The 13,488-nt window shown below is 58.9% G+C and carries 7 protein-coding genes; 1 reads left to right on the top strand and 6 read right to left on the bottom strand.

Annotation, left to right across the window (positions count from 1 at the left end):
- Positions 1-334 precede the first annotated feature (334 nt).
- The 6 genes from QP802_RS05640 to QP802_RS05615 all read right to left on the bottom strand — a co-directional run bounded on the left by QP802_RS05640 (position 335) and on the right by QP802_RS05615 (position 11,856).
- Positions 335-3,976 carry a DUF6923 family protein gene (locus QP802_RS05640; protein ID WP_284817774.1) on the bottom strand — a complete coding sequence of 1,214 codons (3,642 nt, stop codon included), beginning with the start codon at positions 3,974-3,976 and terminating at the stop codon, positions 335-337.
- 23 nt (positions 3,977-3,999) lie between these two features.
- Positions 4,000-4,932, bottom strand: coding sequence for a SpaA isopeptide-forming pilin-related protein (locus tag QP802_RS05635; RefSeq protein WP_284817773.1), 933 nt, complete (start codon positions 4,930-4,932; stop codon positions 4,000-4,002).
- Positions 4,932-5,840, bottom strand: a complete 909-nt coding sequence (locus QP802_RS05630; RefSeq protein ID WP_284817772.1) for a class C sortase — start codon at positions 5,838-5,840, stop codon at positions 4,932-4,934. Before QP802_RS05630 ends, QP802_RS05635 begins: the two co-directional genes overlap by 1 nt.
- Positions 5,841-5,954: 114 nt before the next feature.
- Entirely contained in the window at positions 5,955-7,439 is a 1,485-nt protein-coding gene (locus QP802_RS05625) for a SpaH/EbpB family LPXTG-anchored major pilin (RefSeq protein ID WP_284817771.1), read from the bottom strand.
- A 670-nt stretch (positions 7,440-8,109) separates the two neighbouring features.
- Entirely contained in the window at positions 8,110-9,753 is a 1,644-nt protein-coding gene (gene groL, locus QP802_RS05620; RefSeq protein WP_284817770.1) for a chaperonin GroEL, read from the bottom strand.
- Between the two features lie 102 nt (positions 9,754-9,855).
- Entirely contained in the window at positions 9,856-11,856 is a 2,001-nt protein-coding gene (locus QP802_RS05615; RefSeq protein WP_284817769.1) for an OPT family oligopeptide transporter, read from the bottom strand.
- Positions 11,857-11,934: 78 nt separating this feature from the next.
- Here QP802_RS05615 and QP802_RS05610 point away from each other — a divergent pair, with 78 nt between their 5' ends.
- On the top strand, positions 11,935-13,278 hold the full coding sequence (locus QP802_RS05610; protein WP_284817768.1) for a dipeptidase: 1,344 nt from the start codon (positions 11,935-11,937) through the stop codon (positions 13,276-13,278).
- Positions 13,279-13,488 lie beyond the last annotated feature (210 nt).

Raw genomic sequence — 13,488 nt, 5'->3', positions numbered from 1 at the left:
GCAACTAAAAGCAATCCTTTGAGAGCCGGTAGCCTCGGGCCTAACGTTTTCTACGGTACCAGATGGAAGGCTTCGCCCGTCGTTTTGCCCTTGTCCGCTCACCGAGCTGCCACAAGCCCAAAGTCGAATCTGATTCACGCGTTACCAAATCTGCTTTCTAGTCAGACGGTTCACTTTCAAACCGGGAGCGAAGACATTACACCGTAGCGCCACTTGTCGGCAATTGGTCGATTGCACTCCAAAGTCCCGAAGGGGCTTGGCCCCGATCACTGTTGATCAGCGCCAAGCCCCGTCAGCTTGTTCGTAACGTCACGCGCTCAGGACGCACTCTCCACTAAGCGACGACCCGTCGTCGTCCCACCAACGCACCAGCGGCGATGAGCGCACCGCCGAGGAGGATCGGCAGTTGCAGGCCGCTTCCGCCAGTCTTGGGCAGGTTGCCCTGGCGGACGTTGGCAACGGTCAGTACCGCATCCTGGGAGGTAAGCTGCCAGGAGCTCGGTGCCACTGCCTTATCGACCTGCGTCGCGACAATTTTGGCATCTTCATCTAGCGCGATCGTCACATTCCCGTTGTCCACCGACAGCGAAAACACAATCGGCTTCACAAGAAGATTGTAAACACCCAGACTGTCTTGAGGCGACCGAGTCTCTACGAGCTGATAGTGACCCGGCTCCAATTCTTCTGACTTGAAGATTCGATTCTCCTTATCGTAAATCATTGGGATTCCATTACCGATGACTTGGCCATTTTCGTCCAGTTTTTGAAGTATAAACTCAGCACCGTCTAGACGGTTTTCTGGCTTCAATAGCTCGTGCGAAACTGCATCGGAAGAAATCTTTGCAATCACAAGCCGAGCTTTTTTCTCTACTTCTGGCGGAGGCACACAGGCCTTCGCCTCCTTGGGCCCAACTTGTACAGAGTTGAAAAGCGATTTGCCGGGTGCACATTCATCTCCAGTCTCGTTTCCTGTATAGGCATCGAGAGAGATTGTCATTTCAACATTAAATTGATGGATGCCATTACTTGTAGCACCAAATCGATTGAGCCCCTTCGGCTGTATCGTTCCACCGCCAGATAGCACAAACGGACCTTGGCCAGTTTGAAATGTCGTGGCGTACGATTTCCCGAATTCATCGACCAAGGACCAAGAAGTCTTTTTCACAACAATCCCCGTCGGCATCGTTGGAGTGTCGACTACCTTACTATAGGCAGCCTCGCGATTTCCTGGGTTTGTTACATTTACCTGGTATTTTACTATATAGGTCCCGTCTTCCTGCTTCTTCGCAGACTGTCCAATCGCTTCTTTGGTGACGTCTGGAACAATTGGTTCTGGTGTCGTCGTAGGAGCCTTTGCCGATGCACCGTCAGTATTGTATGAGGACGGTGCAGTTTGAGCGCCGACTACTTCGACTTTTAGGAGATTTGGAGCCTTCGCCGTCGGGTTCCCGACCTTAATTTTGATTACTTCCGTTGTGTTCGAGTCCACGGAAGACCGGCCACCCTTTCCGAAAGCAATCGATCCGTCTTCTTCAACCCATGCTTGTCCCCAAACAGGCGCTTGGTCTGTAATGTTGAGCAACTGACCGACGGTCTGCCCATCAGGCATCTTCATATCGGTAATATCCACGCGCAGGGGGGCACCACCGCTCGTGCTAATACGTTCCAAGAAAACGCGCTGTTTGTTCCTTCCATCGCTTTGCGCCCACCCACTTTGCAGGCCCCACAGATACCCTTTCGCACCTGGGATGGCAACAAAGTCCTCTGAAACCGTACGGAATGTTTGTCCCGGGTTCCAGATAGTTTTGGCTTGCAGAGTCACGTTTTTTGCAGGCTTTAGCGTTGCAGTAATCGTGTCTAAATTCACGCTGTAAAGACGGCCACTACCCCATACAGACGCACCTGCGACCCAGTATGTGCCGTCATCATCGAAGGTACCTGCGTTGATGCCGCTACCGAGATCGTTGGATGTTGTATTGTCCGGATGATTCTCGGGAAGAAATCCATCAAGTCCTTGAAGCTTGCCCAAATCGAAAACTTCACCCGTATAAGGATTTATCTGCAGTAAGTGGCCTGCGGGGAAACAAGGGTCATCCTTGTGGCCCGTCTTCACCGAAATCCTGGGCTGACTAACAGCATAGAGGTAGTTATCGTTCTCGTTGTAGGCAAGTGCGTTATATACCCACCCGCTGGCGGGTCCGATCTTTTCTGACTGCAATGCACCTTGTCCGTCTTCTACCTGAAGATACAGCTGCGAAGAAGTTCTATTGCTAGAGGCTTGTGGGCTCGCGACGATAAATCGTCGGAAGCCATATTTTTGCTCCGCAATGGAAAGTAAGCGAGGTGGCTGTCGATGAACAGATTTTACATCGCGAAGCTCGCATTTATCGCCGTGCGTAAGTGGCAACACGTCAGCGTCGGCTGAAGGAAGAATCGGAAGATCTTTCTCTACCGGAGCCGCGAGGGAGCCTTGCAAAGTGATGTCCTCGGGTCTGGTTGGAGCCGATCTGTAGGAAGTCCGAAGCGTCACAGTCGAGTCTGCCGAAACCGGTACCGAGTCGATTCGGCGGCCGTCCTTCGTCGGGAACCATGTAATAACCACACGATCCGAGTAGGTCTCAACTTTATTTTCGAGCCTTATACCGTCCGTTTGCTCAATTGGAATAGAGAAAAACACATCTTCTAATCGGACTGAAGGGCTCAGAGTTACTGTTGCACTTGAGAAATTAGAACGCGCTTGAACATCGAATGTTGTCTCGTACGGATTGTCGCCAATAGTCGTGTGCGAGGATACTGGAATACCATCACCTGCGACATTCACCTTGTGGTCCTGAGGCTTATTGTCCATGTCCTGGCCCCACATCTGGACCCGGTAAATACCGTTTGGAGGTGCCACGGGATTCAGGATTACCGAGTCGCCACCCTTGATATAGAGGTCGGTAATACTCGGAATTAGCTGAAACTCCGTGTCGAAGGACTTTCCCTTCGCGTTTGTTTGCCAGTACTTTGCATTCGGAAAATCCAGCGTGCGGTCAACGACGACCGCGCCCTGGCGAACGACGCGGATCCGAACTGGACCAGAAATGCCCTTCGTATTGTTATCGTTTTTGTTCTTCTTGATGGCGAACCTGGTCACTCGCCAGTTGCCAGTCTCATTGATCTTGAATTCAATTTGGGGGTTGTCCCCCAAAAAATCAGGTTTCGCATCGGTAAGGGAAAACTCTTGATCCTGCTGCCCTGGCACTCCAGGGATGCCACCTGGGGCTGCAGCACGTTCCTCATCGCTACGCTGCTCCTCCGCCGGGCGCCCCTTCCCGTACCCGGACTCGGCAAGCTCGGCCTCCGACGGCACTTCGGTGCTCTCGGCGATCGCGTACTCACCGGCATCGGTCGTGCGGATCTCGATCTCAACATCCACCGGCGGAATCGTGTGCAGGGCGTTCAGGTTGAACGCCACAAAACCGCTATCAGCGGTATTCACGAAACCGTAGTCGTAAGGCTCGAGTTTCCGCCCGTCAGCGGTGACGGACAGGACTTCTTTGATCTCGCCCTTGCCTTCACGCTGCAGCGCGAAAATGTTTTCCTTCGACGCCTTGCCGCCGAACTCCCATGCCTCGCCCTCGGGGTCGTTGACCACGATGCGGTCAATGTCGCCCTTGCGCTCGACGGTCACGGGGTTCGCGGTGGCCGGGGCCTCTGCTGGTTTCGAAGCAGATGCAGAGGCCGGATTGGAGGCCGACGCTGCGGCAGGCGCCGAAGGCGTGGCGGAGGACGACGGTGTGTCGTCGTCCATCCACGAGTAGGTGGGCAGGCCGGCGTCGTCGGTAGTGATGTCGGAGACCGCCGTGGTCTCCTCCGCCTGCACGGCTGGGTACGCGCCCAGGCCGGCGGCCAACGCTACCGAGGCAACTACGGCAGCAAGTCCACGAGCACGATGCCGAGCAGGAGAACCTGCAGGTTTGACAAAGTTTCGCATCTTTCTTTCCTAACTCCGCTTCTTTACCGTGTCTCGTCGTTCTTGCTTCGCCGCGCCAGGAACAACCCCAGCACAATCAACAGTCCGCCTAGGCCCGCGGCCCACAGCACGTTCGCGCCGGTGGACGCCAGCGACCCGCGCTCTTTCTCGGGGATGGCGCGGGGGTGGGTCACCGTCGTGACCACGCCGTTGGGCTTCGTGGTCACGATTGTCGACGGCACCGTGGTCGTCACCGTGGTCGGGGTACCGTTCGGCGGGGTCGTGGTGTAGGTGGTGCGGATGGTGGTGCTCACCCGCGGGGGTGTCGACGTCGTCGTCTTCGTCGTGGTGACCGTGTTGCCAGGTTTTGTTGGCGTGGTCGGTGGCGTCGTGGTTGATGGCGGCTCAGAGGGCTCCCACGGTGGTGGGGTGCCGTAGCTCTTGTCCCACTTCATCACCAGGACGTTCTCGTACTCGTAGCGGATGCCGCGCTCGTCCGGCAGCGGCAGGATGAGCAGTTTCGGACTGCTCAGGTGGTACTCGTACTTGGTGTCCGGTGCGGACTCCTCGACCAGGTAGAGGCCCGGGGTGAGGTTGTCGAAGAGGACTTCGCCGCGCTGGTTCGTCGCCTTCGTTTCGATGACGTCGAGGCCGCGCGTGCGGGCGTCGTCAAGCGTGGTTTTCTTTGCCACGTTGCGGCCTTGCTCTGAGGTGATGTCGATGCCCTGCACCTTCGACAAGGTGAACTTGGCGCCGGCGATGGCTGGAGGCTTCTGGCCGGCCGGGACCTCATCATATGGGTTGGTGCCCTGCTTCTTCAGCAGGAGCTGGATCGGCTTATTCTTATCGATGCTCGCCGGGTCCAGCTTCGCATCATTGCCGCTAATTGGGCGCACATCAGCCACAGCGGGCGTCAACGCACCAGTGGCGAGCAACGCCGCGGCACCACACGCCGCCAAAAGTTGGGACACACGCATCAGGACAGAGCCTCCTCAATCATCGCGTCCTTGCGGTCGCTTTTCTTCTTTTCGCGGATAATCCACCAGATCAGGGCCAGCAGGATCAGCAGGGACACCCCGCCGAGTGCCCACATCCACCACTGCAGGGCGGAGGTGGAGTCGTCGAGGACGCTGGCCTCGTCTGGGTCCATGGGTACTCGCTCCGCGTGGACGAGCAACCGGTGCGTATTGATGCCGTACGGCGTACAGGTGATCAGCGTCAGCAGGTCGCGCTCGGGGTCGGCGCGCAGGCTGTCGGTCTCATCCGGCAGGACAACTTCGATGTCGTACACCTTGTACTTCATGCGCTCGCCAAACGTGGATACATAGATGGCGTCGCCGACTTTGATGTCGGAAAGGTTGTCGAACAGGGTGGCAGTAGGAATCCCAGTGTGTCCCGTAATCACGGAGTGCGTGCCCACACCACCGACCGGAAGTGCCGTGCCAAACATGTGGCCAAGACCCTTTTGCAGCGTATCCTCCGCAGTACCGTGGTAGACCGGCAAGCGGGTATTCGTACTTGGGATCACAATCTGGGACATCGCAGGAAACCCTGCGAGTTGCCGCAAGTACTCCTGATACGACGCATTATCTTTTGAAACTCGAGCCAACCATGGATCAAGGATTGGACCGTCTTTGTGGTCCTGGTTGTACGCTCTGGCGGCTTCAATCTCAGTATTCAATTGCGGCTCTGGCTGGTCATGCAGCAGAGCTTCGTAATCCTTTGCCACCTGTTCCTGCATTCGGTTGTTCCACTGCGTAGCAACTACCGGATACATCAAAACAGCCAGCCCAAGAAGGATGATGATAGCTGGAACACCGACGCGCTGAAACAGCGATTTCGCTCCAGGCTGCCGCCTGTGCTTCGCCTTCGTTGGTGCAGTCACAGAAATCAACGTCTTTCTTGTTGGGAAATATTTTGGAAAACTGGGCGGAGTTTTACGCCCTCCGCCGACGGCGTGATGTGGCGCTAAGAAAGCGCGACATCAGGGCCATGGAACCTAGGCGGCCTGGGAGTTACGGCGAGCGACGTATGCGCCGCCACCGATGATTCCAAGACCAGCCAGGATCAGGATGGCAATACCCATACCACCGGTGTTTGGCAGGAACGGCGTAGTGTCCTCCAAGTTGACGACCTCACCATCGTTGTCGCCCACCTTGATGTTCTGGAGGGTGCCAGCGTTCTTCCAAAGCAGGGTGAACTCGATTGGCTGGGACAAAAGCTCGAAGCCCTTCGGGGACTTCGTCTCAACGAGGCAGTACTTGGTCCACTGGTTCTTGGTGTTCGGATCGTTGTTTGCACCGTCGTTGACGTGCAGACCATCAATCTTCACCATGCCGTCCTGGCCAGAAACGAACGTGCTCTTACCTTCAGTGGTCTGAAGCGCCTTATCGTTAGTGACCGCTGCCTTGCAGTCCTGGCCATCCGTGGCACCGTAGACCTGGAACTCAGCACCCTCCAGCGGCTTACGCTCCTTGCTCACCTTCTTAAATTGGATGCCAGCGTAACGAGTCTCGACATCGTTCGTCGGCTTTTTCTTTTCCTCTTGAACATTGTTCGGGTTGTTCTCGATCTGCACAGCGGTGTTCTTCAGGATGCCATTAGCAGGCATCTCGTTGACCTTCGCAGTGATCTTGACGGAGATCTGCTGGCCGTTCTTAATCTTTGCTACGCTAGCTTCAGTGAAGGTAACAACAACTTTCTGACCTTCAACCTTGATCTTGTAGTCGGATGGCTCGAAGTCGTTGCCGAGAACTTGGACGTCCTTCTCCGTGGTTGAAGCCTTCGGGTCGAGAGTATCTTCAATCCGGTAGATGGTGCGCTTTTGACGATCAGTATCGATCGTCTGCGCCCAGGTATCGATCGTGTACTCAACCTGCTGGCTTACATTCTTGCCAGAGTCAACGACAGACTTTTTCGGTTCCTTCTGCTTGTAGTTCTTCGGGTAAGCAACGACGTCGTACATCCACTCCGTGCCACCAGCCTGAGCGTTGGCCTTCGTCATCGGCACGAACACGAGGAAGTCAGCTGCCGGGGAGTAACCCGCTACAGGAGAAGTTTCCTTAACGAGATAGACGCCAACCTTGAGGTCTGACCAGACAATCTTGCCGTCTTTATCTGTCTTCACCTCTGCGAACGGGGTTCCAAGCTTCGCGCTACCCGCGGTCAGCTTTGATGCGGCCACCAAACCTGCATTTGTCGTCAGGTCAGCATTAGTGACAGGGTACAGGGTGAACCCAGCATCCTTAAGGTTTTCTCCCTTGACCGTGGTGTCTTCCTCGCCCGTAGGTGTACCAAGGCTTTCTGGGTCAGCCTTCTTGTAGAGGGTGATGGAACCCTTCTTGGCGACATCGATCGTCGACTTCGCGACAGCTGGGCCGTTCTCCTGCGCCATCGCGTCCTGCGCAGCGATGCCAGCAGAGCCGGCGAAGGTCAGGCCTGCTGCGATTGCGATCGCGGCGGTTTTCTTGAGGGCAATTGTCATTTGGTTTCCTTCCAAAAGAGGTCTCTTGGGGCCCTCAGCGCACTTCAAGAAGTTAGGTTTCTTGCGCACGCGCCAGTGGCCCAACTTTGGGAACGCATTGAATTTAAGCACCCCCCCCCCCGCTTTGTCCAAGTCATTTAGTACGAAATCTCAAGGTTTCTCAGCCGACATATTGACCCATTTATGCAGCGCAAACCGGTTTTATTCGTTGACCATTACATATGTAGCCGGTTGTCAGTTAACGCTAGACATTCTGACCGTCAGGATTCTCCAAAACTCTTAGAGATTCCTCATACTTTCTGACCACTTATGGGGGAGTTTTCAGCGCTGCCGACGCAAGGCCCTTTGCCGCCACAATCATTCCGGTCGACCTCCTCCGGTCGACCAACGCTGATCAGCGCGAAATCAGCAAAATCGCGTGAAACAGCCCAAATTGCCGTGACCTGGGTTGGTCGACGGGAAGAGGTCGACGGGAACGAAATCGAGGTGGAAACAGCGCGAAACCTATGCCGAGCCACACGCAATTCTGTTCACAAAATCTCGAACAAACCGAAGAGCCATACCCCAACCCGAAGCCCGACCAACCACAACGCCACAACACGCAAAAACCCCGGGCCACCCCACCGCGAAAGCGGGGCGCCCGGGAGAAAGCCAGTCAGAAACTAGCGGTTTACATCATGCCTGCCATGGCGTCTGGGTCCATGCCTGCACCAGCAGCACCGGCTGGCTCAGGCTTGTCGGCAACGACGGCCTCGGTGGTGAGGAACAGGGCCGCGATGGAGGCTGCGTTCTGCAGAGCAGAGCGCGTGACCTTTGCCGGGTCGTTGATGCCGGCTTCCATCATGTCCACATACTCGCCGTTGGAGGCGTTCAGGCCCTGGCCGTCAGGCAGGTTGGCCACCTTGTCGGCAACGACGCCTGGCTCCAGGCCAGCGTTGAGGGCGATCTGCTTCAGCGGCGCGGAGAGCGCCTCACGGACGATCTTCACGCCGGTGGCTTCGTCGCCTTCGAACCCGAGGTCGTCGACAAGCTCGCGGGCGGCCTGCAGGAGGGCGACGCCACCACCGGCGACGATGCCTTCCTCGACTGCCGCCTTCGCGTTGCGGACGGCGTCCTCGATGCGCAGCTTCTGCTCCTTGAGCTCAACCTCGGTGGCTGCGCCAACCTTGATGACTGCGACGCCACCGGCCAGCTTGGCCAGGCGCTCCTGCAGCTTCTCGCGGTCGTAGTCGGAGCCGGAGTGCTCGATTTCGGCGCGGATCTGCTTGACGCGGCCGTCGATCTGGGCCTGGTCACCGGCGCCCTGGACGATGGTGGTCTCATCCTTGGTGACGACAACCTTGCGGGCCTGGCCCAGCAGGCTCAACTCAGCGGTCTCCAGGGAGAGGCCGACCTCTTCGGAGATGACCTGGCCACCGGTGAGGATGGCGAGGTCCTGCAGCATCGCCTTGCGGCGGTCGCCGAAGCCTGGTGCCTTGACGGCGACGGACTTGAAGGTGCCGCGGATCTTGTTCACAACGAGGGTGGACAGGGCTTCGCCCTCGACGTCCTCGGCGATAATCAGCAGTGGCTTGCCGGACTGCATGACCTGCTCCAGCAGCGGAACGAGGTCCTTGACGTTGGAGATCTTGGAGGAGACCAGCAGGATGTATGGGTCTTCCAGGACGGCTTCGCCGCGCTCCATGTCGGTGGCGAAGTATGCGGAGATGAAGCCCTTGTCGAAGCGCATGCCTTCGGTGACTTCGAGGTCAACGCCGAAGGTGTTGGACTCCTCGACCGTGATCACGGACTCCTTGTTCACAGCACCGTTGCCGACGGCGTACATCGCCTCAGCGATCTTCTTGCCGATCTCCGGGTCGGAGGCCGAAATGCCAGCCGTGGAGGCGATCTGCTCCTGGGTCTCTACTTCCTTCGCGTTGTCCAGCAGGTACTTGGACACCTTCTCGGTCGCTGCCTGGATGCCGCGCTTAATGCCCATTGGGTTGGAGCCAGCTGCGACGTTGCGCAGGCCCTCGCGGACCAGCGCCTGTGCCAGGACTGTTGCGGTCGTGGTGCCGTCGCCGGCGACGTCGTCAGTCTTCTTGGCTACTTCCTTGACCAGCTCGGCGCCGATCTTCTCGTATGGGTCCTCGAGGTCAATCTCGCGGGCGATGGTGACGCCATCGTTGGTAATTGTTGGTGCGCCCCAGGACTTCTCCAGGACGACGTTGCGTCCCTTTGGCCCAAGGGTGACCTTGACGGCGTCGGCTAGTGTGTTCAGGCCGTTTTCTAGGCTGCGGCGTGCTTCCTCGTCGAATGCGATCATCTTAGCCATGTAAGTTTTCTCCTTGTATTCGTCGTAAAGTGCAGGCGCCCGCGACGGCACGGTTGGCGCGTGGCCAACCTCACCCGCGTTAGCACTCAATTGCCCCGAGTGCTAAGACACAGTTTTAGCACTCTCGCCCGCCGAGTGCAAGGAACCATCTTCGGCAACCGAGGTGACCTTGGAGCGCGTCTTCGAGTACACGAACCACACCAGCACAACGAACAGGGCCGTACTGAACCACGGCGTCCAGGACTGCTCCGTGAACACCTCCAGCGGGCTCTCCCCCGCCGCGCCAGCGATCAGCGCCGCGTTGAGCACGCCGAACAGGGACTCGCCCACGATCATGCCCGTGGCCACCAGGGTGCCCATCCGGCGCGCGAAGTCCGGGTGGCGCTGCACCTGCGCCCAACGGTTATAGATGTATCCGATCAGCCCGCCGATCGGCACGATCACCGTGACCGACACCGGCAGGTACATGCCCATGCCCACAGCCAGCGGCGGCAAGCTGTACTTGCCCGTGGTGCGGGTGAGGGTCTCGTCGATAATGATGAGCGCAACGCCGATGCCCGCGCCCAGCAGAATCAAGCCCCAATCCAGCGAGCTGTTGAAAATGCCGTTCGCCACCGAGGACATCAGCGCCGCCTGCGGTGCCGCGAGCGCGTCCGGGCCTGCGCCCTCCATGCCCTGGAAGCCGAAGCCGGTGAGCATCACCTGCAGGATCGGCGGGATGACCACCGAGCCGAACAGCACACCAATAATCAGCGCCACCTGCTGCTTCCACGGCGTCGCCCCCACGAGCTGGCCCGTCTTAAGGTCCTGCAGGTTATCGTTCGAAATCGTGGCGATGCCAAACACAATCGCCGCCGTAAACAGCGTGTACGCCACCAGCGAGGCCGCATTCGCGTCCGTGCCCGCCATGAACGCGCCAATCAGCAGTGCGCACGAGAGGACCGCGATGATGCCGATCGAGGAAATCGGGGAGTTCGACGCCCCAATCAGCCCCGCCATGTAGCCACACACCGACGCCACGATCAGGCCAATGACCAGGATAAACAGCACCGAAATCATGGTCAGTGACAGCGCGTGCTCGTGGATGTCGGTGCCGCGCACGAAGTTCCACAGCAGCAGGCCAATCGGCAGCATCGACGCCACAATCACACCGGCGACGATCGGGAACGGGATGTCGCGCTCCGTCACATCAACAGCCACACCATCGTGCCTCTTTTTCGACGCCGCCAATGACGAAGCGATACCCGTCGCAATCGGCTTCGCGATCTTGATCAGCGTCCACAGCGCCGCCACCGCCATCGTGCCCACACCGATAAAGCGGATCTCGTCCGCGAACGTTGTGGAAACCACCTCGGCAAGCTCCAGGCCTTCATCCATATGGGCCGCCGACTTCATCGGCAACAGGATTGCAAAGGAAATCACGACGCCAACCAGCATCGCAATCCCCACCGACAAGCCCACCAAGTGGCCCACGCCCAGCAGCGCCAAGGACAGCGAACCACCCATCATCGTGCCGCCCCCACCAACACGGAAGAACCCGGCGACCTCGCTGGCCGCCGCCTTCATGGCCGTCAATAAGGAATAGAACGCCGACGCAATCGCACCAAGAATAATCACACGCAACCCCTCAGAGTTCTCCGCGTGATCACGCTCCGAGCCACCATTGTCCCCGTCGCCAACGCGCAGCACCTCCGCCGCCGCGACACCCTCCGGGTACGGCAAATCCGAACCAGTCACCAGCGCGCGACGCAACGGAATCGAATACATCACGCCCAACGTGCCACCCAGGGCACACACTAGGGCTGTCGTCCAGAAGGGGAAACCCTGCCAGTAACCGACCATCACCAGGCCGGGCAGGACGAAAATGATCGCCGACAGCGTACCCGCGGCCGAGGCAATCGTCTGCACAATGTTGTTCTCGCGCACATTGTGCCCGGCGAACTTCCGCAGCACCGCCATAGAAATCACCGCCGCCGGAATGGACGTGGCAAAAGTCAACCCGACTTTCAACCCCAAATACACATTCGCAGCAGTAAACACCAAGGTGATCAAGCCACCAATGATGATCCCGCGCAGCGTCAACTCACGCATCGTCGAGGCCATTGCAAGACCTTTCAATATATAGGCATAAAAACGAACGGAAAGGATTGTACTCCTCCGGTTGGTGGTACTTTCGACCACATGACACAAACAGCTTTTACCCCAAACCGCGACCGCATTTTCGACGACCTCTCCGCCCTCGTAGGCTTCAACTCCCCACACTCCACGCCTGAGCTTGCCGACCAGCACGAAGCTGCCTGCGCCTGGACCGTTTCCGCGCTCGAGGCCCTCGGACTGGACGTGACCCGCCACGCGACCGTCGATAATGCTGACACCATCATCGCCACCAAAGCCCCAGTCGGCGACGCCCCCACCGTGCTGCTCTACTCCCACTACGACGTCGTGCCCGCCAACAACCCCGACGCCTGGACCAGCGACCCCTTCACCCTCACCGAGCGCGACGGCCGCTGGTACGGCCGCGGCGCCGCCGACTGCAAAGGCAACCTCGCCATGCACCTCGAAGCACTGCGCCTCATCCAGGCCAACGGCGGCACCGACCTCGGCATCAAGGTCGTCGTTGAGGGCTCCGAGGAGCTCGGCGGCGACGACGGCCTCGGCAAACTTATCGACGCCCACCCCGACCTCTTCCGCGCCGACGCCATCATGATCGCCGACTCGGGCAACGCCGCCGTCGGCGTCCCAACGCTCACCACCTCCCTGCGCGGCGGCGCCCAGATCAACGTGACCGTCGAGACGCTGCAGGGCGCCATCCACTCCGGCTCCTTCGGCGGCGCAGCCCCCGACGCCGCCCACGCCCTGGTCCGCATCACCGACTCCCTCTTCGACGAAACCGGCCGCACCAGCATCGACGGCGTCGACTGCACCGCCACCTGGAACGGCCAGCCCTACCCCGCCGACACCTTCGCCACCGACGCCGGCGTCCTCGACGGCGTCGCCCTCAACGGCACCCCCGAGGACAACCCCGCCGACATGGTCTGGGCCCGCCCCGCTCTGACCATGATCGGGTTCACCTCCACCCCCGTCGCCGACGCCGTCAACGCCGTCAACCACCGCGCCGAAGCCCAATACAACCTGCGTGTCCCCGCCGGCACCGATGCCGCCGCCATCGCCAACGCCGTCAAGGAACACATCCACGCCCACACCCCCAACGGCGCCCACGTCACCGTGGACATCTCCGGCGCCAACGAACCATTCGCCACCGACCCCAACCACCCGGCCATCGCCCTGTTCGGCGACTGCCTCCAAACCGCCTACGACGGCGCCGACCTCGCCCTCATCGGCTCCGGCGGCTCCATCCCACTCACCATCACGTTGCAGAACCACTTCCCCGACGCCGCCATCGCCCTCTACGGCGTCGAAGAACCGCAGTGCGGCATCCACGGCGTCGACGAATCCGTCGACCCCACTGAAATCGAACGCATCGCCGTCGCCGAAGCGCTCTTCCTGCAGCAGTACGGGAAGTAGCTGGGTTTCGGCTGCGTTTCGGCTGGTTTTCGGCTTGTTTTTGCTGGCTGTGGCGCTGTCTGGGCGCCTGCTGGGCGCCCCCAAAACCCAAACTGTAGTAACAGGATGGTAGTAATCCCCATTTCGCACAACTTGGGGCTGCGGATGTTTTGTTGGAGTGCATCACGAGGGACTTTGTCTCGTAGTTATGCACTCAGCGCCTGTCTATGC

Origin of the sequence: Corynebacterium sp. UMB10119B, from assembly GCF_030228125.1 — a bacterium.
Classification (GTDB): Bacteria; Actinomycetota; Actinomycetes; order Mycobacteriales; family Mycobacteriaceae; genus Corynebacterium; species Corynebacterium pseudogenitalium.
This window is presented reverse-complemented; position numbering and strand designations above follow the sequence as displayed.

Excerpts from the sequence above, each read along its gene's own strand:
- QP802_RS05640 (WP_284817774.1), bottom strand. The coding sequence starts at position 3,976 with ATGCGAAACTTTGTCAAACCTGCAGGTTCTCCTGCTCGGCATCGTGCT.
- QP802_RS05625 (WP_284817771.1), bottom strand. The coding sequence starts at position 7,439 with ATGACAATTGCCCTCAAGAAAACCGCCGCGATCGCAATCGCAGCAGGC.
- QP802_RS05615 (WP_284817769.1), bottom strand. The coding sequence starts at position 11,856 with ATGGCCTCGACGATGCGTGAGTTGACGCTGCGCGGGATCATCATTGGT.
- QP802_RS05635 (WP_284817773.1), bottom strand. The coding sequence starts at position 4,932 with ATGCGTGTGTCCCAACTTTTGGCGGCGTGTGGTGCCGCGGCGTTGCTC.
- QP802_RS05610 (WP_284817768.1), top strand. The coding sequence starts at position 11,935 with ATGACACAAACAGCTTTTACCCCAAACCGCGACCGCATTTTCGACGAC.
- groL (WP_284817770.1), bottom strand. The coding sequence starts at position 9,753 with ATGGCTAAGATGATCGCATTCGACGAGGAAGCACGCCGCAGCCTAGAA.